The 21,321-nt window shown below is 39.5% G+C and carries 15 protein-coding genes and 1 pseudogene; 8 read left to right on the forward strand and 8 right to left on the reverse strand.

From position 1 onward, the window contains the following. Positions 1 to 12: 12 nt before the first annotated feature. Positions 13 to 1,494, reverse strand: a complete 1,482-nt coding sequence (locus EWU23_RS00065; protein WP_166227579.1) for a glycine--tRNA ligase — start codon at positions 1,492 to 1,494, stop codon at positions 13 to 15. Between the two features lie 96 nt (positions 1,495 to 1,590). On the opposite strand from EWU23_RS00065, the gene EWU23_RS00070 reads away from it, so the two are divergent. From EWU23_RS00070 to EWU23_RS00080, 3 genes and pseudogenes are all read left to right on the forward strand, one after another. After that, positions 1,591 to 2,556 (forward strand): glycosyltransferase family 9 protein, encoded by a 966-nt coding sequence (locus EWU23_RS00070; protein WP_166227581.1) that lies wholly within the window; start codon positions 1,591 to 1,593, stop codon positions 2,554 to 2,556. After that, on the forward strand, positions 2,553 to 3,419 hold the full coding sequence (locus EWU23_RS00075; RefSeq protein WP_166227584.1) for a carbon-nitrogen hydrolase: 867 nt from the start codon (positions 2,553 to 2,555) through the stop codon (positions 3,417 to 3,419). Before EWU23_RS00070 ends, EWU23_RS00075 begins: the two co-directional genes overlap by 4 nt. A gap of 141 nt (positions 3,420 to 3,560) precedes the next feature. Then, positions 3,561 to 3,896, forward strand: a pseudogene (locus EWU23_RS00080) (four helix bundle protein); the annotation flags it as partial. 17 nt (positions 3,897 to 3,913) lie between these two features. Here EWU23_RS00080 and EWU23_RS00085 read toward each other — a convergent pair. Continuing rightward, positions 3,914 to 4,906 (reverse strand): glycosyltransferase, encoded by a 993-nt coding sequence (locus EWU23_RS00085; protein WP_166227586.1) that lies wholly within the window; start codon positions 4,904 to 4,906, stop codon positions 3,914 to 3,916. Between the two features lie 10 nt (positions 4,907 to 4,916). Then, entirely contained in the window at positions 4,917 to 7,766 is a 2,850-nt protein-coding gene (polA, locus tag EWU23_RS00090; RefSeq protein WP_166227588.1) for a DNA polymerase I, read from the reverse strand. 65 nt (positions 7,767 to 7,831) lie between these two features. Between polA and pdxH the strand changes: the two genes are divergently transcribed. Beyond that, positions 7,832 to 8,464, forward strand: coding sequence for a pyridoxamine 5'-phosphate oxidase (pdxH, locus tag EWU23_RS00095; protein WP_166227590.1), 633 nt, complete (start codon positions 7,832 to 7,834; stop codon positions 8,462 to 8,464). 315 nt (positions 8,465 to 8,779) lie between these two features. Here pdxH and bshB1 read toward each other — a convergent pair whose 3' ends face one another. Genes bshB1 through trxB form a run of 3 tightly spaced genes read right to left on the reverse strand, consistent with a single transcriptional unit; the run spans position 8,780 to position 11,547 of the window. Next, positions 8,780 to 9,499, reverse strand: coding sequence for a bacillithiol biosynthesis deacetylase BshB1 (bshB1, locus tag EWU23_RS00100; RefSeq protein WP_166228982.1), 720 nt, complete (start codon positions 9,497 to 9,499; stop codon positions 8,780 to 8,782). Between the two features lie 2 nt (positions 9,500 to 9,501). Continuing rightward, positions 9,502 to 10,599 (reverse strand): peptidoglycan DD-metalloendopeptidase family protein, encoded by a 1,098-nt coding sequence (locus EWU23_RS00105; protein ID WP_166227592.1) that lies wholly within the window; start codon positions 10,597 to 10,599, stop codon positions 9,502 to 9,504. Between the two features lie 9 nt (positions 10,600 to 10,608). After that, positions 10,609 to 11,547, reverse strand: a complete 939-nt coding sequence (gene trxB / locus EWU23_RS00110; RefSeq protein ID WP_166227594.1) for a thioredoxin-disulfide reductase — start codon at positions 11,545 to 11,547, stop codon at positions 10,609 to 10,611. Positions 11,548 to 11,677: 130 nt separating this feature from the next. On the opposite strand from trxB, the gene EWU23_RS00115 reads away from it, so the two are divergent. Beyond that, positions 11,678 to 12,937, forward strand: coding sequence for a cation:dicarboxylate symporter family transporter (locus EWU23_RS00115; RefSeq protein ID WP_166227596.1), 1,260 nt, complete (start codon positions 11,678 to 11,680; stop codon positions 12,935 to 12,937). Positions 12,938 to 12,958: 21 nt separating this feature from the next. Beyond that, positions 12,959 to 15,235: an NADP-dependent malic enzyme gene (locus EWU23_RS00120; RefSeq protein ID WP_166227598.1), complete on the forward strand. Its 2,277-nt coding sequence runs from the start codon at positions 12,959 to 12,961 to the stop codon at positions 15,233 to 15,235. Here EWU23_RS00120 and EWU23_RS00125 read toward each other — a convergent pair. Together EWU23_RS00125 and EWU23_RS00130 are read right to left on the reverse strand one after the other, a co-directional pair. Continuing rightward, the gene (locus EWU23_RS00125; protein ID WP_166227600.1) at positions 15,225 to 17,075 is read right to left on the reverse strand and encodes a M61 family metallopeptidase; all 1,851 of its coding nucleotides are present in this window, start codon (positions 17,073 to 17,075) and stop codon (positions 15,225 to 15,227) included. The genes EWU23_RS00120 and EWU23_RS00125 overlap by 11 nt on opposite strands. A gap of 2 nt (positions 17,076 to 17,077) precedes the next feature. After that, a complete protein-coding gene (locus EWU23_RS00130) occupies positions 17,078 to 18,286 on the reverse strand; it encodes an ABC transporter permease (protein WP_166227602.1) in 1,209 nt (402 codons plus the stop codon). Between the two features lie 77 nt (positions 18,287 to 18,363). Between EWU23_RS00130 and EWU23_RS00135 the strand changes: the two genes are divergently transcribed. Both EWU23_RS00135 and guaA read left to right on the forward strand, forming a co-directional pair. Then, positions 18,364 to 19,539, forward strand: a complete 1,176-nt coding sequence (locus tag EWU23_RS00135) for an exo-beta-N-acetylmuramidase NamZ family protein (protein ID WP_166227604.1) — start codon at positions 18,364 to 18,366, stop codon at positions 19,537 to 19,539. Between the two features lie 72 nt (positions 19,540 to 19,611). Further along, a complete protein-coding gene (guaA, locus tag EWU23_RS00140; RefSeq protein ID WP_166227606.1) occupies positions 19,612 to 21,135 on the forward strand; it encodes a glutamine-hydrolyzing GMP synthase in 1,524 nt (507 codons plus the stop codon). Positions 21,136 to 21,321 lie beyond the last annotated feature (186 nt).

The raw sequence follows: 21,321 nt of genomic DNA on the forward strand, positions 1-21,321 counted from the left end.
TTGTTTGCGTGTTTAAACAAGTAATTTTTCAAAAATACGCTCCATCGATACAGCATAACCTAATTTTTCTTTTAGGTCAGCTATAGAAATGCGCTCCTGACTCATTGTGTTACGATCACGTACAGTAACTGTATCGTCTTCCATCGTTTGGTAATCAATCACCACACAATAAGGGGTTCCTATTAAATCCTGACGAGTATAACGCTTTCCAATGGCGCCGCCCTCATCGTAGGTAGTATTAAAGGCAAATTTCAGTGAACGACTAATTTCCTGAGCTTTTTCAGCGAGACCATCTTTTTTCACTAATGGCAATACCGCCACCTTGATTGGGGCTATTGCTGGATGTAAATTAAGGTAAATTCTTTGTTTTTGTTGATCTCCCTCACCAACTATTTCTTCTGTATAGGCATTACACAGGATAGCCAAGAACAAACGGTCCGCTCCAACAGAGGTTTCTACCACGTATGGAATGTAATTTTCGTTGATTTCAGGATCAAAATATTGCTGCTTTTTCCTTGATAAATCTTGATGCGCTTTTAGATCAAAATCCGTTCTGGAGTGAATGCCTTCCATTTCTTTGAAGCCAAAAGGGAATTCATATTCAATATCCACGGCAGCATTGGCATAATGAGCCAATTTTTCATGATCATGGAATTTTAATTTGGAAGCTGGTAAACCAATAGCTTGATGGAATTTCATACGAACCTCTTTCCAAGCGGCATACCATTCCATTTCTGTGCCAGGACGTACAAAGAATTGCATTTCCATTTGTTCAAATTCCCGCATACGGAAAATGAAATTTCGAGCTACAATCTCATTTCGAAAGGCTTTACCTATTTGAGCGATACCAAATGGAACTTTCATTCGGCCCGTTTTTTGGACATTCAAGAAATTAACAAAGATTCCTTGCGCTGTTTCTGGACGTAAGTAAATTAAGCTAGCATCTTCTGATACGGCTCCTACTTGGGTAGAAAACATCAAATTAAATTGTCGAACCTCTGTCCAATTCGCCGTATTGGAAATAGGACAAGTGATATTTTCATCAATGATGATTTGTCGAACCGCCTCCAAATCTCCCGCATCCAAGGCTTTGGCCATCTTTTGCAACAAGGCTTTACCTACTTCGGCTTTACCTTCTGCCTCATATTGGGCGGCACGATCTTCTAATAAAGTATCTGCTCGATAACGTTTCTTGGAGTCTTTATTATCAATCATCGGGTCATTGAATGAATCCACGTGACCAGAAGCTTTCCAAATGAGTGGATGCATGAAAATAGAGGCATCTATTCCCACGACATTATCGTTTAACATGGTCATGGCTTTCCACCAAACCATTTTTAAATTATTCTTTAGTTCAACACCATTTTGGCCGTAATCATAAACGGCCTGCAAACCATCATAAATTTCAGAGGAAGGAAATACGAAGCCGTATTCTTTAGCATGTGAAATAATGTCTTTTAAAGCTGAGGCGGTGTCTTGTTTTTTATTTTCCATTAAAGCAATCAAATTAGTGCGCAATTTACCGAAAAGAATGAAAGTATGAGGCTTGGCTATTGAATTTTCTTAATTTTACAGGGCTATTTGCGACCAATGAACAAAATTCTCTGCATTCGTTTTTCTTCACTAGGGGATATTATCCTAACCACACCCATCATTCGGGCACTGAAAAGTCGATACCCACAAGCGGAAATTCATATAGCTACCAAACAACAATACGCCAATTTGTGGGAGGGGAATCCATATGTTCATCAGGTGCATGCTTACCAAGGAAATTTATGGAAATTGGCTTCTGAGCTCCGAAAAGAAGGTTTTGATGCCGTGGTGGATTTACATAAAAATGTTCGATCTCATGCACTTTGCTTTTTGTTAGGGAAGATTCCTCATCAAATAGATAAGTTTACCAGAGAAAGAAAACTATTAGTTAAGAAGAAAATCAATCTCCTGCCTAAAAAACATTTGGTGGATCGCTATTTTGATTCATTACACAAACTGGATATACATTCGGATGGACAAGGATTGGATTATTTTATACCAGCCGGTCAAGCTGTTAATCCCATTGATTTTGGTATTCATGGTAAATACATCGTGTATGCCATTGGAGCTCAGTACATCACCAAGGTTTTATCTTACCCCAAAATGATCGAATTGTGTGAGCGAATCGACGGACAATTGGTTCTGATTGGGGATGTTTGGGATGAGCATTATGGCTATCGATTGAATACTTTATTCCCCAATAAGGTAATTAATTTATGTAATCGCACGTCGGTTGCGGCTTCGGCCTCTTTGATGCAACAAGCAGAGTTTGTTATTGCCCATGATTCCAGTATGATGCATATTGCTGCTGCTCTAAAAAAGAAATTATTTGTCTTATGGGGTGCCACGCATTCCGATTTTGGCTTTTATCCATATCAAACAGAGTTCACATCCATTGAAAATAAAGAAATTACTTGTCGTCCATGTTCAACTCAGGGAGGTAATTTCTGTCCCCTAGGGCATTTTGATTGTTTAAACAAGGTTTCTTTAGATCTCATTATTAGCGCTTCTCAAACAATATGAAAAACGTATCCTTTGCCTTGATTCAATTGTCGGTTTCAGAAAATCTGTCTGAAAACTGGACCAAAACCATTCAATCCATCCGAGATGCAGCCGCTAAGGGGGCTCAGGTGATCTGTTTACAGGAATTATTCAAGTCCATTTACTTCTGTTATGAAGAAAATCCTCGATTTTTTGAATTGGCAGAGTCCATTCCTGGTCCAAGTACCGATGAATTAGGAGAATTGGCCAAGGAGTTGAACGTGGTTATTGTAGCTTCTCTTTTTGAGAAAAGAGCTGCAGGATTGTACCATAATACCACGGCGGTGATTGACGCCGATGGATCCTATTTAGGTAAGTATCGCAAAATGCACATTCCAGATGATCCTGGCTATTATGAAAAGTATTATTTCACGCCTGGTGATCTAGGATACCAAGTATATCAAACCAAATTTGCCAAAATCGGCGTGTTAATTTGTTGGGATCAATGGTATCCAGAAGCCGCTCGTTTGACGGCCTTGAAAGGAGCGGAGGTATTGGTGTATCCAACGGCTATCGGCTGGGATTTGGAGGAAAAAAATGGAGATATTAATCGTGAACAATATCAAGCCTGGCAGACAATTCAACGAAGTCACGCCATTGCTAATGGCATTCCTGTGGTTTCAGTAAATCGGGTTGGTCAAGAAAACGGTCAACAGTTTTGGGGAGGAAGTTTTGTTTCCAATGCTTTTGGAAGAGTAATGTATCAGGCTCCTCATGATCAGGAGGAAATAGCTGTTCTATCTGTTGATGTCGAATCCAGTGAATATTACCGCAAAACTTGGCCTTTCTTCCGTGACCGCAGGATAGATTCATATGGGAATGTGGTGAAGCGGTTTGTGGATTAGTTATTAGGGATTAGTTATTAGGGTTTTATCAATTACTTGGTAATTTGATGTTTGCTTTATTTATTCCAAAAATATTTCATGAGATTTGACAGTTAATTATCAAACATGAATCATAGTAATATTTGAAATAAGACATTTCAATTTGCAATAAATACAGTCAAACTTTATCAGCATTTAACATCTGATAAAAAGGAGCAAATTCTCTCTAAACAATTATTGCGTTGTTCAACAAGTGTAGGTGCCATGATTCGAGAGGCAGAATATGCAGAATCTAAGGCTGATTTTATCCACAAAATGTCAGTAGCTCAAAAAGAAATAAATGAAAGTTTATATTGGCTTGAATTACTTTTTAAAACCAAATATTTAGTAATAATAGAGTTTCAAAATTATACGAATGAAGCTACTGAGATATTGAAAATAATAACAAGTATCATAAAAAAACTGAAAGGGATTTCAAAAACCAATCCTAATCCCTAATAACTAATCCCTAATATCTATTCCAAAATATCTCCCAAAAACATCAAATACGGTGCTAGGGCTTCGGAATCCATGTCTTTGAAACGGTGGTAATGACCACCCAGTAGGTTGTGAAGCGTAGGTTTTAGTCGTTTCCAACGGGTTTCGGGAAGGTGGGCGCGTCTTTCTAAATAGTCAATTTTGGTATCTAATGCTTCTAAGGATAAAGTAGGATTGCTTGCTAGCATTGCTTCTCTAACTTGGCAAAGAAATGACCAGCTTTTCTGATAAGGGGCTACTTTATCTGCATGTGGTCGACTCATGCGATCTACCATGGTTGGCGGTTTTCCTTCACTACCTTTTACACCCACTTGCTGTTCGGAGTGTAAACGGTAATGTACATAGGTAGCAGGAATGAAGTCGATTTTGTTTTCAGCAGCAGCCATGATACCTAACCACGCATCATGCAAAAAGGAGGAGGGAAGAGAGCTTGGAAAGGGACTAACACGCTCAAAATAAGACTTTCTAATTCCCATGGTACAACCTGTTACCCGGTTTCCATCCAACAAGATTTCTAAGGATTTACCGTTTTTCCATTCCTGTTGCTGTTTTTGTCTAAAGCGGAAAGATTGCCAAAGTTGCTTGCCAGAAGTTTGTCCAAATTCATTTACTAACAGCGCATCTGTAAAGATGGCATCAATCTCTGGATGGAAATTAAAATAGGTATAAACCCGCTCTAACTTTTGTGGGACCCAAAAATCATCTTGATCTGCGGGAAAAATAATATCACCCTGACAAAGAGATAAGGCTTTTTCGAAATTTCGATACGTGCCTAAACGTTCAGGGTTTTTATGAATTTTAAGGGGTAATCTATCGGAAAATTGTTCTAATATAGCTAATGTCTGATCTGTAGATCCTTCATCGCACACAATGATTTCATCGGCTTGCAACGTTTGATCAACAAAGCTACTTAGTTGTGTTCTTAAAAACTTCTCCCCGTTACGGGTACATAATGCGATGGAAATATTCACAATTTAATCGTTAATGGGCCTCCAACCAATTTGCACCAACACCAATACCCGTTTCAATAACAACACCCAAATCTAGGGCAGAACACATGATTTTATCAATCCTTTCACGAAGGTAGCCAATTTCATCCACATGAGCATCAAATACAAGTTCGTCATGTACGGTTAGGATCATTTTCGACTTCATATTCTCTTTCCATAAGAAATCTTGGATTTGAATCATAGCTACTTTAATCATATCGGCGGCAGATCCCTGAATGGGAGCATTGATGGCATTTCGTTCCGCAAAGCCCCTTTCATTCATATTGGGAGAAAGTATGTCTTTCAAATAGCGCCTTCTTCCAAGGACCGTTTCTACGTAGCCAAAATCTCGGGCTTTGGTAATACTTTGATCCATATACGACTTCACTTTAGGGAACTCAATGAAATATTGGTCAATGATTTCTTTAGCTTCAGTTCTGGAAATACCAATTTGAGCCGCTAAACCAAAGGCAGATACGCCATAAATGATCCCAAAGTTTACCGTTTTGGCTTTTCTTCTCATATCTGAGCTTACCTCCTCTAAAGGAACTTGAAATACTTTAGCAGCGGTGGCTTTGTGTACATCCAAACCTTTGTTGAAGGCCTCACACATAGATTCATCTTGTGAAAAGGCTGCCATGATGCGCAACTCTATTTGAGAATAATCTGCTGAGAGTATTTGGTATTCTTCATTTCTGGGAATAAAGGCCTTTCTTATTTCTCTTCCCCGTACCGTACGGATGGGGATATTTTGCAAATTGGGATCTTTAGAAGACAATCTTCCAGTAGCCGTAACAGCTTGCATGAAAGAGGTATGAATGCGGCCAGTTTTCGGTGAAATTAATTGGGGAAGGGCATCCACATAGGTGGATTTTAACTTTTGCAATTCCCTAAAGTCCAAGATCAACGAAGCGATTTTGTGCTCACCTTCTAATTTGGAAAGGATTTCTTCCCCTGTCATATATTGACCCGTCTTAGTCTTTTTAGCCTTAGGGTCTAACCGTAGTTTTTCAAATAAAACTTCGCCCAATTGCTTAGGAGAGGCAATATTGAATGATTCGCCTGCTAATTCAAATATTTGTTTTTGAACCTCATGAGAATCCTTTTCTAGCGTAGTAGACATGTCCTTTAAGAAAGGAATATCCAATAAAACACCTTCTCTTTCTACTGTAGATAAAACTCTGGCCAAGGGCATTTCAACTTCTTTGAAAAGTTGAACCGTTTTATCATTTGTAGCCATAAGTTGGTCTAAATGGGGTTTTATTTGCCAAGTGATATCCGCATCTTCGGCAGCATATTCTTTTACTAAATCCAAATCCACGTCTCGCATGTTGCCTTGCTTGGCTCCTTTCTTTCCAATCAATTTCTCGATGGACATAGGTTCATAATGCAGGTAACTCATGGACATGGCGTCCATATTATGGCGTTTTTCTGGCTCAATCAAATAATGGGCCAACATGGTGTCATAGGTTTCTCCTTTGATTTCAATGCCATAATTGGCCAACACGCTCATATCATATTTGATATTTTGAGCAATTTTTTGAATCTGTTCATTAGCAAAAAGGTCTATGAACAAATCTAGTTGTTGCTGGCAAGCTATGGGATCTTCCGGAAAAGGAATGTAGAATGCTTCTCCTTTACGATAAGCAAAAGACATACCAACTAATTCGGCATCTATGGCGTTGATGTTCGTCGTTTCCGTATCAAAACAAAAAGAGGATTGTCGAGCTAAATATGTGATTAATCCTTTGATAGCCCCTTCACCTTGAACTAAATGGTATTGGTGAGGGGTATTTTCTAGCGTATTGAAAGATTGATAAGTAGAAGCCTCTTCCTCATCGGAGTTATCTTCTGACGTACTGGAAGGAGCAGGTGCGGCTGGGGTTGGACTACCAAACATATCCATTTGATTGGCGGCCACTTTGGGACTAGCCTTGGCTTTGGGAGTAGCGGGTTCAGCCGACGCATCTTCACCTAAAATTCTCTTTCTCAGCGTTCGAAATTCCAATTCATCCAATAAAGGTTCTAACAAGGCTTTGTTGGGAGGAGTGTAGAGTAATTTTTCTTCCTCGTATTCCAAAGGAACTTCACAAAGTATTCTAGCCAAATGTTTGGATAAAATGCCTTGTTCCTTAAAGTTAATCAGGTTTTCCTGTAGTTTTCCTTTGAGTTGATCCGTATTTTCTAAGAGATTTTCTAAGGATCCAAACTGCTCAATCAGTTTTTGAGCGGTCTTTTCACCTACTCCAGGAATGCCAGGTATATTGTCCACTGCATCTCCCATCAAACCCAGCATATCGATTACCTGATCCACATGCTGAATATTCCATCGAGCACAAACTTCTTCTGGTCCTAATATTTCTACGCCCTTACCCATGAAGGCAGGCTTGTACATTTTAATTCTTTCTTCGACCAATTGTCCATAATCTTTATCGGGCGTCATCATGTAAACAACAATATCCGGATTCGCTTTTACGGCTTTCTTGGCTATGGTTCCTATGATATCATCGGCCTCGTAACCATCCATGATTAATAAAGGAATATCCATGGCCTCCACCAAGCGTTTCACATAGGGAATGGCAATGGTAATGTCTTCCGGCTGAACTTGTCGCTGAGCCTTATAAGGGGTGTATTCGATGTGTCGAAAAGTAGGAGCAGAGGTGTCAAAGGCAACGCCTAAATAATCTGGTTTTTCCTTTTGGATTACTTCCAAAATGGTATTCGTAAAACCGAATACAGCACTGGTATTTATTCCTTTTGATGAGATTCTAGGTGTTTTAGCAAATGCAAAGTGGGCACGATAAATCAAGGCCATTGCATCAAAAAGGAATAATTTTTTCATATATTTAATCTTTATTAGATGGGCTTTGGGAGCCTAAACAAAGATAAGGAATAAATACTCGAATTATGAATTTAGCAGCTCTAAGAGAAAATTATCAGAAAGGAGAATTATTGGAAAGTAAGGTGCATCCTGATCCTTTGGAACAATTTAAAATTTGGTTTAAGGAAGCTCAAAATGCCGAATTACCAGAGCCCAATGCGATGTTTTTGAGTACGTTGGGGAAAGATATGCGACCTTCGGGAAGAATCGTTTTATTAAAATATATCGATCGGGGATTCTCCTTTTTTACGAATTATTTTTCGAGAAAAGGGCATGATTTAGCGCATCACGATAAAGCTTCTATTACCTTTTTTTGGGGGGAATTGGAAAGACAAGTTCGCATCGAGGGGCATGTAGAAAAAGTAGATGAAAAGCTATCTACCGAGTATTTTCAATCTAGACCAAGAGCATCTCAAATTGGAGCTTGGGTTTCCGAGCAAAGTGCTAAAATTCCTCATCGGGAATTTTTGGAGGAACGTTTCAAGGAATTGGAGAAACAATATGAAGGTCAAGATATCCCTAAACCGGAACATTGGGGAGGTTATGAATTAATTCCTGATTACATCGAATTTTGGCAAGGTAGACCTTCACGACTACATGATCGCGTGGTATATGAATGGATCAATGGGAAATGGGAGAGGTATAGAATTGCACCTTAAGGGAATTATAAATTATAAATTATAAATGGATTTGTGTTAATGCCTGAATGACGTTGACTGTTTTATTAATTTTTGGATTCTACATTTTCAGTCTACATTTTACCAGCCGTAAGTGAAGAGCCAATCAGTTCTGCACAGCAGAATTCGTCTTAGGATTAACCGTCTTTCTTCAGTTTTTTTGTTTCTTTTTTTATGACATAAAAGAGCCCAAAATGCTTTTTTATGTCGTGCAGCCAAGGTGGAAAGGGATTTGTAAATTTGAATTGTAAGTTGAATTCAAAACTCATTTATAAATTATAATTCATCATTTATAATTTACAGTATTGCCTCAAATCCATTTAACCCCATTGTTCTTTGGCTTTGGTATCCTTCTCCATATTTAACACCTATTTTGTGACCCATTTCCATGGAACGGGCACGGATGAATTCTAGGAAGTCGGGAGAGGAAATGTAAGAGTCTGGCTCATTCGAGTTTGGATCAAAGAATTGACTTTTGAATGCACGAATGGATTGCTCTTTGACATCCCAATGGGCACTGACATCAATCACAAAATCAGGATTTAAATACCGATCTTGAATGTAGTGAAAAACATGTTTTGGTCGCCAAGCTGCTTGTGCATTACCTAGCTCATCATGAGTTTCTATTTTTCGTAAGCCAGATAAAAAACAAGCATCAATGGCTAATTGAGCGCCTTTCCCATGATCTGGATGGCGGTCTTCCAACGCATTAGCCAATACGATTTCGGGCTGGTATTTACGAATGATTTGAATCAATTTCAATTGGCTTTCTTCATCATTTCGGAAGAAACCATCTCTGATTCCTAGGTTTTCTCGGGCATGAATTTCTAAAATGGCGCTAGAAGCGGCAGATTCAGCTATTCTAATTTCTGGTGTACCTCTCGTACCTAATTCACCACGGGTAAAATCAACAATACCTACTTTTTTGCCTTGCTGAATTTGAGATACTATAGTACCCGAACAAGCTAGCTCGGCATCATCTGGATGCGCAGCCATAACTAAAATATCAAGTTTCATCATTAGTGAATACGTAAACGTCTACCTGCTCGAATGGTGGAGCTGAGTTTTAATCCATTTAATCTAGCCAATTTGGTCACTGACATTCCTGCTCTTTGAGCGATGGAATACAAGGAATCCCCTGAACGAACGCGTGTCCAAGCCGTACGTCTAGAACGAATCTTTTCACCCGCACTTCCGTATTCATTGCGAAGGGAAAGGGAGCGTCTATCAAATGTTCTAGCGGTAATTAATAAGTGATCTGAAAGCGGTTCTCCTGTGCTCAAATTATACACATTGTTCGGATTGAAGGGGTTTCCTTCATACCTAGTTTCAAAATGCAAGTGAGAGCCCGTACTTCTACCGGTGTTTCCTCCTAAACCTATTTCATCTCCCGCTTTCACAAAAGTACCTGGTTCAAAGTTTCGTTTGGAAAGATGACCATAAAGTGTCTCTAGTCCATTGTAATGCCTGACTACCACATAGTTGCCATAACCGGAATAATCAAAACCTGAAATACGAACAATGCCATCAAAGGCCGACATCACTGGATAGCCTGTCTCCAAGTCTAGGTCAACCCCAGCATGTAAGCGCCCCCAACGTGGGCCAAATGGACTGGTCTGTTTAACTACATTTAAAGGAGGAGACCAATTTCTACCGCTGCCAACATTGTATAGTTCTATGTCGACAGGTTCATCAAAATCTTTGATGTCTATGTCATATGGGTCTATACTTTTAGTATCCCAAATGGCAAAATAGGAGGCTACGGTGACGAAATCTTCACTTCCTACTGGAGCATTTTCTTCTTCAATTTCAACGACTAGAGCTTCCCCTTCATCGATGGAAGTGGTATCGAAATTACTGATGGTTGGGTTTACGATTTTAATAGGTTCATATTTACGTTCCTGCATCTCAGAACCAGCCACCATTCCAGAGGTTTCCGTTTCATTTCGAAATTGTAATGGAGGGAGATCATCGATTTCCTCTTTCTTTTCTTTGGTATTGGGGTTAGATTTGGTCTCTATCTTGGTGCTCTTTTTGAACAAATTACGTTCTTGTGCCTTAGCTGTAAAGGCAAAAAAACTAAGAGATAGGAAGAAAATCAGGTTTTTTACTGACATACATGTGTTTTAATGTAAATGATTGGCAGCCAACCATCTTTCTGCATCTAAGGCAGCCATACAACCGCTACCAGCTGCTGTTACTGCTTGTCGATAAATAGAATCCTGCACATCTCCACAAGCAAATACGCCAGGGATATTGGTGCGAGCACTCCCTTTTTCTGTGATCAAATATTCTTGTGCATCCATGTCCAATTGACCTTTGAAAATGGAAGTATTCGGTTGATGACCAATGGCTACGAAAAATCCGGTTAAGGTGATTTCTTCCGTGGCTCCAGTCTCTCGGTTTTTGATACGAATACCCGTAACTCCGTTAGCGTCTCCTAGAATTTCTTCCGTTTCTGAGTTCCAGTGGATATGTATTTTTGGATTATTTTTAACACGTTCTTGCATGATTAAGGAAGCCCGCATTTCGTTTCTGCGAACAATCATGTGTACTTCTGTACATAAATTAGCCAAATAACTAGCTTCTTCGGCAGCGGTATCACCCGCTCCAACGACAGCTACTACTTGATTACGGTAAAAGAAACCATCACAAACAGCACAGGCAGAAACGCCTAAACCATTGAAAGTTGTTTCTCCTTCCAATCCTAACCATTTGGCAGAAGCCCCAGTCGCAATAATAACGGCATCAGCTTCTAATTCGATTTGATCATCGATCCACACTTTCTTGGGTTGACTGCTAAAGTCTACTTTAGTGGCTAAACCAAAGCGCACATCGGTACCAAATCGCTTCGCTTGATTTTCTAAATCCTGCATCATCGTGGGCCCCTCTACACCCTTGGGGTAGCCAGGGAAATTGTCAACTTCCGTGGTTGTAGTTAACTGACCACCGGGTTGACCACCTTGATACATAATCGGTTGTAAACCTGCTCTAGAAGCGTAAATAGCTGCGGTATAACCTGCCGGCCCTGAGCCAATAATCAAACATTTAATTTTTTCTGCCATAAAATTAGTAACACCTGAAAGATCTCAAAAGGTTCATGAAGGTGCAAAATTCGGTAAATAAGCCCAGAATCCCAAACGAGGATATTTTGCTATTAATCCTTACATTTGTTTATCATCTGCATACAAACGAATGAGTAAAAAGAAAATTACACAGAACCTTACTTTTTGGGTATTAATCTCCATTTTTCTAGGTGTTCTACTAGGCCATTTTGCTCCAGAATGGGCATTGTATTCCTTAATGGAAAAGAAATTTACGTATTCATTTTTAGGGGCTGATATCAGCATGGGACCAAGTTTAAGTGAATTGCTGAGTGGATTTTTTATCAGTTTAGTGAAATTATTTATTCATCCCATTATTTTCTTGACAATCAGTTTGGGAATAGTCAATATGGGTAACCTGAAAAAGGTGGGTCGAGTTGGAGGGAAGGCCTTGTTGTATTTTGAGGTGATTACTACCGTGGCATTGGTCATTGGCCTTTTCGTATCGACCATTTTAGTTCCTGGGGAAGGCGTCATTCGTTCGGATGTGGCGGGAGGAGACATTAGTAAATATACTTCCAAAGCAGCTTCTTTCTCTTGGTTATTGTTTTTGAAAGAAAATTTTACCGTTCAGGTTTTATTTTTCTCCATTTTTTTTGGAGTATTTTTAAACTCTGTTCGGGGAAAAGCTCGTATGATTTCTGGGATGGAACAAGCCTCCCATTGGGTATTTAAAGCCCTGCATTGGGTGATGTATTTAGCGCCTTTGGGTGCTATGGGTGGGATGGCTTACACAATTGGAAAATTTGGAATACACTCCTTGCTTCCATTAGCTAAACTAATGGCCTCCGTTTACATCACCATGGGGCTATTTATATTTGTTATTTTGGCCTTGGTCATGCGTTCCTGCGGGGAAAGAATCACCTCTTTTTTGAGTTATATCAAGGCAGAACTTTTGATTGTCTTAGGCACTTCTTCTTCGGAGGCAGCCTTACCCTCTTTAATGCAAAAATTAGAAAAAATGGGATGCTCCAAGTCTGTTGTGGGCTTAGTGGTCCCTGCCGGATATTCCTTTAATTTAGATGGTACCAGTATTTACTTATCTATGGCGACTTTATTTCTCGCTCAGGTATACGGTATCCAACTCAATTGGGAACAATTATTAACCATCATTGGTGTTTTGATGGTTACGTCCAAAGGCGCCGCAGGCGTAACAGGAAGTGGATTTGTCGTGTTAGCATCCACATTAACTGCTTTACAAGTCATCCCATTAGAGGGATTAGCCCTTCTTTTAGGTGTGGATCGTTTCATGTCAGAAGCCAGAGCGATCACAAATTTCATTGGTAATGGGGTAGCTACCATTTGGTTGGCGAAGCATGAAGGTGAATTTCACGCCCCCGAGTCCGAATAATTTTCATCAACATATCCAATTATGTCCATTTCATCTATTTTAAAACAAGATGCCTTAGCTTACCATTCCGAAGGTAAACCAGGGAAGATTGAAGTTAAACCTACCAAATCCACCGCCACTCAGCGGGATTTATCGCTTGCCTATTCCCCTGGTGTGGCAGAGCCATGTTTAGAGATTGCCGCCTTTCCAGAAAAAGTGTACCAGTATACAGCCAAGGGCAATTTAGTGGGGGTGATTTCTAATGGAACAGCCGTCTTAGGATTAGGAAATATTGGTCCGGAAGCTAGTAAGCCTGTCATGGAGGGAAAAGGAGTCTTGTTTAAGATTTTTGCCGATATTGATGTATTTGACCTCGAGTTGAACTGCCTGGAGCCAAACGATTTTGTCGAGACAGTCGTACGCTTAGAACCTACTTTTGGAGGAATCAATTTGGAAGATATCAAGTCGCCCGAGTGCTTTGAAATTGAAGAGAAACTGAAAAAGCGCTTGAAGATTCCCATCATGCACGATGACCAGCATGGAACAGCGATTATTTCTTCTGCAGCTTTAATTAATGCCTTAGAAATTGTGGGGAAAAAAATTAATCAAGCGCGTTTTGTGGTTTCAGGAGCAGGTGCTGCGGCCATTTCTTGTGTTAAATTATACTTGCAATTAGGAGCTAAGATTGAAAATTTTCTGATTTTTGATAAAGACGGTCTAGTTTCAAAAGCTAGAACGGACTTGAATCCATATGTTAGCCCATTAGCTTGTGATGCCCAAGAAAAAAGAACATTAGCCGAAGCCATGAAAGGAGCAGATGTCTTTTTAGGTTTATCGGTGGGTAATATTATTTCTCCTGATATGGTTGCAACGATGGCAAAAGACCCCATTGTCTTTGCTATGGCTAATCCAACTCCAGAAATAGGTTATTTAGAAGCCAAGGCAGTTCGAGATGATTTAATCATGGCCACAGGTCGTTCGGATTATCCTAATCAAGTCAATAATGTCTTGGGTTTCCCCTTTATTTTTAGAGGAGCTTTGGATGTGAGAGCCTCCGAGATCAACGATGAAATGAAACTAGCTGCGGCTAAGGCCTTGGCTTGTTTAGCTAAAAAACCGGTACCTGATATTGTGAATTTGGCTTATAATGAAAAGAGCATCAGTTTTGGACCGGATTATATTATTCCTAAACCGGTAGACCCACGTTTGATTACCACCGTTTCTATGGCTGTGGCCAAAGCGGCCATGGACTCAGGTGTGGCTACCGTTCAAATTAAAAATTGGGATGAATACGAACACCAATTGGCTAAACGCTTAGGTTTAGATAATCAGGTGATGAAATTCATTTTGAAGCGTGCCAAGAGTAATCCTAAGCGTATTGTGTTTGCCGATGCGCAAAATTTGAAAGTGTTAAAGGCCGTGAGGGAAGTACTTGACGAGGGGATAGCTAAACCGATATTATTAGGAAATCAAGCCGCCATTCAGGCCATTTGTGAAGAACATCATATAGATTTACAGGGAACAGAAATTCTGGACTTTAAACATCCAGATAGTGAACCTTTGTTAAAAGAGTTTGCTGATTTGTTTTATGAAAAGCGTAAAAGAAGGGGCTATACACGATGGGAAGCTGAAAAACAGGTAAGAAAGAGTAATTACTTTGCCGCCATGATGCTGGAAACTCAGCGTGCAGATGGGGTTATTTCTGGTTTGACGAAGAATTATCCTGAAGCCATTCGACCAGCTTTACAGATTATTGGTAAAAAACCAGGAGTTAAAAAAGTGGCAGGGATGTATTTACTTTTAAGTAAAAAAGGGCCATTGTTTTTCTCTGATACCACCATTAATTTTCAGCCAGATGTAGAAGACATCGTGGAAATCACTCGCTTGACAGGAGAGGCTGTGGAGCGTTTTAATTTACAGCCAAGAATTGCGCTATTGAGTTATTCCAATTTTGGATCAGCCGATGGAGATGATGCCATCAAAATGCGCGAGGCCACTCATATTTTGCAGAAAAAATACCCTAAATGGCTGATTGAAGGCGAAATGCAAGCACATTTGGCCTTTGATAAGGAGTTACGCCAACAAAATTATCCGTTTGCTACTTTAGGAAATGAAACGGCCAATACGCTCATTTTTCCTAATTTGTCTGCAGCCAATATCGCCTACAATTTATTGAAAGAAGCAGCAGAAATTGAATACATTGGACCGATACTACTAGGATTGCGTAAACCTGTTCACGTGTTGCAACTAGGAGCTAGTGTACGAGAAATTATCAATATGGTGGCTATTGCGGTAGTGGAAGCACAAACTACGGAATAGAATTCATCCATTGCTGACGTAATTCCAATTGGGCATCGCTCGGATTCTTTTGAGGAACAAAAGAGGTCGGGGCGCTGCCCATACTTGTTTGAAATGGGGCTTTTAAACGAACTGTTTCATAGCTTCCATTGACTTTGGGTCTGGCTACTTCTATTTCTAAGATGTCACCTAACTGGATATCTTTAAGTACTTTAGCGGCATTCACGCTGAAATTTTCTAAGCTAAAAGAAAGTTGATTGATAAATACCAATTCATCTTTGGCTTGAAGGCCCAGCATGCGTCCAAACTCATTGATTCCATCTTCTGAATTAATAATAGCTCGATGGGTCTCGGAATTAACATTTAATGCCTGAAAATCAAAACCTAAGGACTTGACAGGGCTGGCATTAAACTCTTGGATTTCATAGCCTATGCTATGAAGCCAATCGGCTACAGGAATTTCTTCTTTCCCTTCCACATATTTTTCAAAAAAGCTTTTCAATTCCGGTTTTTGGGTGATTTTAACCAATTGATCAAATAATTCATCGTCTTTAAAAGACTGGTGAGGCCCATAAAATTTAGCCAAATCTCGCATCATTTCTTGAGTTCCGTATTTTCCTTGACTGATCTTTCTGAGCGTTACATCTAATCCAAATCCTAGCCAAGCTCCTTTTTGGTAGACATTTCCGTATTGATCTTTATACTTATCCAATACTTTTTCACTCATGACGGTGAAGGGTAATTTTCTGTCGAATTGCACATTCATCACTTCCCACTTATTTTCAAAAGTGGACATGAATTTCTTGAGGTCGGTGATTTGGTATTTTAGTTGAACATGATGGGCTGCATATTCCGTTAATCCCTCATACAGCCATAAGTGTTTGGACATCTTGGGTTGTAGGAAATTAAAGTTTCCAATTTCCTCCGAATGGATATTTAAAGGGGTAACTATATGGAAAAATTCATGGGCACATACCTCACGGATGGTTTCCGATAAGGTTTGAATATTTCCTTCAGGCAAGTAATAGAAAGAAGATTGGGCATGTTCCAATGCTCCGTAACTTCCGTTTTTGATATTGTCAGATAAGACAATGATGAAGGCATAGTTGGAAACAGGTAATTGACCTCCTAGATATTTTTTTTGTGCTTCTAAGATCGGTTTTATCTGTTCAGCCACTTGTGCAGCCGAGCACATTTTATTGGGAGAATAGACCGAAATTAAAATGTTGGCATTGGCCAAAGGAAAACTTATCGTATCTGGTGCAGAATACATCAATGGTGCATCTATCAGTTCTTGATAATGTGCCGCTTCAAATAGATCAGTAGAGGCTTTACTTGTATTTTGTAAAGAACTTGCGCCAAAAAAATGAACCGGTTTATCAATGGATAGTTGGACTTGCGTTTTTTCGTAACCAATGAAATAACCCAACATGGCATGCGTGTTCAAGGCAAATAAACTATCCTTTTGAAAGGAGGTTCCCGCGGGTTCAAATACATAATCGCCTGCAATTTCTGGGCTATCCCAGGTGTCATCCACGAAATATCGAATCTCTGCCAATTGAGAAGCATTGGATATTTGGTAGGTATTGGGACTTGTTTTTTTGATGCGTAAACTTTTTCCCTGAGCATCTAGTGCTTTAAACTCCTGAACAAATCGACCGAAATCATAATTGGCATAGGTTCCAGGTACAATTTTGGGAAGGGCATATACCACCTCCTTTTGTTTGAATTTAGGTGTTTTGACAATAACCTCTAATCGGTCATTGGCTAGTTTATTCAAGTCGAGCTTGTACTGAATCTTATCTTGACCAAACGCAAGAGTCGAAATGAACAACAGTAAGAAAATACGTATTCTTTTCATAGTTAATGCTTGTATTGTAGCGCTTCTTGTGCTTGAATTTTTTTGATAAAGATGGTGGGTAAGATGATGATGAGTGCCACCAAAAGACTCGTGCCGATATTGACCCAAATCCAAGTAGACATGGACCAGACAATAGGAACCGAATTCATGTAATAGCTTTCGGGGTCTAAAGGAATGAGGTGGTATGTTGATTGTAGGTAGCAAAATACCACAGCTAACATATTACCTAAAGCTAAACCACGAAGTAAAATAAAGAATCCGTTCCACCAAAATATGGTCCTGATTTGCCGATGACTAGCCCCCATAGCTTTTAATACACCCACCATAGGAATACGTTCCATAATCAACACCCAAAGGGTGGCAATGAGATTGAAACAGGCAACTACCAATAACAATGAAATAAAAATGACAATATTTCTATCGAGCATCATCATCCAGTCGAATAGAGCAGGGTATAGCTCTGTAATGGTTTCTAAGCGCCATTCCGTGGGCATGCTTGATTCTATCTCATCGGCAGATTGGTATAAGTCTGCTGATTTTTTTAGAAATATTTCATAGGTACCAATGGAATCGACCGACCAGCCATTCATTTTTTGAACCCAGCTACGGTCGGCCAAAATGAACATTTTATCTAATTCTTCTAATCCTGTTTCATAGATTCCTGTAATCTTTACTTTTCTTGGACGTTCTGGATTACTTAAAAAATAAAGAATTAAACTGCCATGTAGCTTGACTTTCAGTTGTTTAGCTAAGGTATTACTTACGATGATATCTTGTGGATGTTGAATTTGAGCATGTCCTTGCAGCATGTTTTTCGACAACTGATTTTTAGGGACATCATCTCCAATTCCTTTAATAACAATGCCAGCCAATCCTGCATTACCCACTAAAATTCCAGGTTTTTGTAAATGTGCCTGTATATGGTCAATGGAAGGATTTTGACGAATGGCTTTTTCCCAAGCTAAGTTTCTACGCATGGGACTATCCGAAAGGGAATGATTTCCTGTGATTTGACTCACATGGATATCCCCCGCAAAACTGGTTAATTTGTCTAGAATGGATTCTTTAAAACCGAATAAAATGGAAAAAGCAATGAGAATGATACTGACTCCCATGGCTACTGTTCCTATACCGACATAGGTAACCGTTTTAGAAAAGGAGGTTTCATGGGTATTACGAATCCGACGTGCAACAAAAAGCGGAAAATTCATTCAGTCGATTTACATTAATAATCTTAAAATTTATCTGATATTTGAAAAGTAAATTTTAAACCGCAAAGAAAATAGGAATGCATCGAATCTACAAGCTATTGATTTTATTGTTGTTTTTTTCCAATGGGCTATTTGTTCCAATGAGTTTGGCTCAATCAACAAAAGCTATTCCGGGAGATCAACAAATTGCTGAGTATTTGCCTATGATATTTGACAAGCGAATAGCTTTGGTCGTTAATCATACTTCGGTTTTAGGTAAAACTCATTTGGCAGATACCTTATTGTCTTTGAAAGTACCCATTAAGAAAATCTTTGCTCCTGAGCACGGTTTTAGAGGGACAGCGGATGCCGGTGCTCATATTGATAATGGAAAAGATGAGAAGACAGGTTTGCCTATCATTTCTTTATATGGTTCACATAAAAAGCCGACTAAGGCTGATTTGGAAGGAATTGATGTAATGATTTTTGATATTCAAGATGTGGGGACACGTTTTTATACTTACAGTTCCACCTTGCATTATGTGATGGAAGCTTGCGCTGAAAACAGTGTGAAATTGATTATTTTGGATCGTCCTAATCCCAATGGGCATTATGTAGATGGACCGGTACTTGAGAAAGAATTTGCTTCATTTGTGGGTTTAAATCCCATTCCTGTGGTACATGGATGTAGCTTAGGGGAGTTGGCCAAAATGATTAATGGGGAAGCTTGGTTGGATCGAGGGATTCAATGTGATTTGACCGTTATTCCTGTTAAAAAATATAAACATTCAGATAAAGTGCACATCAGCGTGGCACCTTCCCCCAATTTACCTAATGACCAGGCTATAGGATTGTATCCCTCTTTGTGTTTGTTTGAAGGAACAAATGTCAGTATTGGCAGAGGAACAAGTACTCAATTTCAAGTGGCAGGAACGAATGTAGAAGGATTGGGTAATTATACCTTTACACCGATGCCTATGCCAGGAGCGATGGATCCACCATTGAAAGGAAAGCTATGTTATGGTTTTGATTTAACGCAGGCGGATACACGAGATTTAGGATTTAGTTTGAAATATTTGTTTTATTTCTTTGAAAAAATGGGCAAAAAAGAATCGTTTTTTACCAGTCCAGCTTTCTTTGACAAGTTGGCAGGAACCAATGAATTAAGAAAAATGATGTTGGAAGGGAAATCAGAAAAGGAGATTAGGGCAAGTTGGCAGGAGGGTTTGAAAGAGTATAAAAAGGTTCGAGAGAAGTACCTGATTTATCGATAGAAATACCAAATAAATACTCGATTTTTCGTTTAAAATTGCGACCTTTGCCGTTTATTTTTATTTAACGAAGCTATGGCGGAAAAAATTATTATTCTTGACTTCGGTTCTCAGGTGACACAATTGATTGCTCGCAGAGTACGTGAACTTCAAGTATATTGTGAAATACATCCTTACAATCATATACCCACGATAGATTCCTCTGTGAAGGGGATTATTTTATCAGGTAGTCCATGTTCAGTTCGAGATGAAGACTCACCTAGGGTGGATTTAAGTCTTTTTGGTGAATTGCCTATCTTAGGAATATGTTATGGAGCGCAGCTATTGGCTCATCAAGGGGGCGGATCTGTTCAGGCATCCCAGCATAGGGAATATGGACGTGCTCATCTGCACGCAACGAAAGATTCTGTTTTGTGGGATGAAATTTCCAATAGTAGTCAAGTTTGGATGTCGCACGGAGATACCATTATGGAATTACCTGCTCCCTATGAAATTATTGGTTCTACGGAAACGGTCAAGGTAGCGGCATTTGCTCATGCTTCTAAACCTATTTTTGGGATACAGTTTCATCCTGAGGTGACTCATAGTACGGAAGGAAGTATCATTTTACGCAATTTTGTGGTGAAGGTTTGTGATTGTACTCAGGATTGGACTTCTGATTCCTTTGTTGAAACTACGGTGGCTCAATTAAAAGAGAAATTAGGTCAAGATAAAGTGGTGTTGGGATTATCAGGTGGGGTGGATAGTTCGGTAGCTGCGGTATTGTTGCATCATGCAATAGGAAAGAATTTGTATTGCATATTTGTCGACAATGGCTTGTTACGCAAGGATGAATTTGAGCAAGTGCTGGAATCTTATCATTCCTTAGGATTGAATGTCAAAGGAGTGGATTCAAAGCAGCGTTTTTATGATGCTTTGGCAGGATTAAGTGATCCAGAATTAAAGAGAAAGGCTATTGGTAAAACCTTTATTGATGTATTTGACCAGGAGGCTCATGCTATAGAAGGAGTAGCTTGGTTAGGTCAGGGTACGATTTATCCGGATGTGATCGAGTCGGTTTCGGTAAAAGGACCATCGGCAACTATCAAATCACATCATAATGTGGGCGGATTGCCTGATTTCATGAAGTTGAAAGTGGTGGAGCCTTTGAATACCTTGTTTAAAGATGAAGTTCGAAAAGTGGGTAAAACCTTGGGTATTCCTCAAGATATTTTAGGGCGTCATCCATTTCCTGGTCCTGGTTTAGCGATTCGCATCTTGGGTGATATTACTCCAGAGAAAGTGGATATACTTCAAAAGGTGGATGCTATTTTCATCAATGGTTTAAAATCAGAAGGCCTATATGATCAGGTTTGGCAAGCAGGAGCTATTTTACTACCGATTCATTCGGTAGGGGTGATGGGAGATGAAAGAACCTATGAGCAGGTGGTTGCTTTACGAGCAGTGAGTAGTTTGGATGGAATGACGGCCGATTGGTGTCATTTGCCTTATGAATTCTTAGGAAAAATTTCCAATGAAATTATCAATAAGGTGAAAGGAGTCAATCGCGTGGTATATGATATTTCTTCGAAGCCACCGGCAACGATTGAGTGGGAATAATCAAGAAATTGGACAACAAATAAATTTATAAAACGTTTCCGCTCCGTAACGCTGTCAGCGTTTAGAACGCTGCCAGCGTTGGAAAAAACGGAGCGAATTGATTTAAATTAGATGGAAAACAAGCTCTGGGTTTAAACCCGGAGCTTGTTCAATTTAGAGGTTATCTCTTTTTAGGAAGAAAACTTT

Source organism: Aquirufa beregesia (assembly GCF_011090385.1).
GTDB lineage: Bacteria > Bacteroidota > Bacteroidia > Cytophagales > Spirosomataceae > Aquirufa > Aquirufa beregesia.

What these genes read in the sequence shown, in the direction of transcription:
- EWU23_RS00070 (WP_166227581.1), top strand. Translation starts at nt 1,591, where the DNA reads ATGAACAAAATTCTCTGCATTCGTTTTTCTTCACTAGGGGATATTATC.
- EWU23_RS00120 (WP_166227598.1), top strand. Translation starts at nt 12,959, where the DNA reads ATGTCCATTTCATCTATTTTAAAACAAGATGCCTTAGCTTACCATTCC.
- EWU23_RS00135 (WP_166227604.1), top strand. Translation starts at nt 18,364, where the DNA reads ATGCATCGAATCTACAAGCTATTGATTTTATTGTTGTTTTTTTCCAAT.
- pdxH (WP_166227590.1), top strand. Translation starts at nt 7,832, where the DNA reads ATGAATTTAGCAGCTCTAAGAGAAAATTATCAGAAAGGAGAATTATTG.
- polA (WP_166227588.1), bottom strand. Translation starts at nt 7,766, where the DNA reads ATGAAAAAATTATTCCTTTTTGATGCAATGGCCTTGATTTATCGTGCC.
- EWU23_RS00075 (WP_166227584.1), top strand. Translation starts at nt 2,553, where the DNA reads ATGAAAAACGTATCCTTTGCCTTGATTCAATTGTCGGTTTCAGAAAAT.
- guaA (WP_166227606.1), top strand. Translation starts at nt 19,612, where the DNA reads ATGGCGGAAAAAATTATTATTCTTGACTTCGGTTCTCAGGTGACACAA.
- EWU23_RS00065 (WP_166227579.1), bottom strand. Translation starts at nt 1,494, where the DNA reads ATGGAAAATAAAAAACAAGACACCGCCTCAGCTTTAAAAGACATTATT.
- bshB1 (WP_166228982.1), bottom strand. Translation starts at nt 9,499, where the DNA reads ATGAAACTTGATATTTTAGTTATGGCTGCGCATCCAGATGATGCCGAG.
- EWU23_RS00125 (WP_166227600.1), bottom strand. Translation starts at nt 17,075, where the DNA reads ATGAAAAGAATACGTATTTTCTTACTGTTGTTCATTTCGACTCTTGCG.
- EWU23_RS00105 (WP_166227592.1), bottom strand. Translation starts at nt 10,599, where the DNA reads ATGTCAGTAAAAAACCTGATTTTCTTCCTATCTCTTAGTTTTTTTGCC.
- EWU23_RS00130 (WP_166227602.1), bottom strand. Translation starts at nt 18,286, where the DNA reads ATGAATTTTCCGCTTTTTGTTGCACGTCGGATTCGTAATACCCATGAA.
- trxB (WP_166227594.1), bottom strand. Translation starts at nt 11,547, where the DNA reads ATGGCAGAAAAAATTAAATGTTTGATTATTGGCTCAGGGCCGGCAGGT.
- EWU23_RS00115 (WP_166227596.1), top strand. Translation starts at nt 11,678, where the DNA reads ATGAGTAAAAAGAAAATTACACAGAACCTTACTTTTTGGGTATTAATC.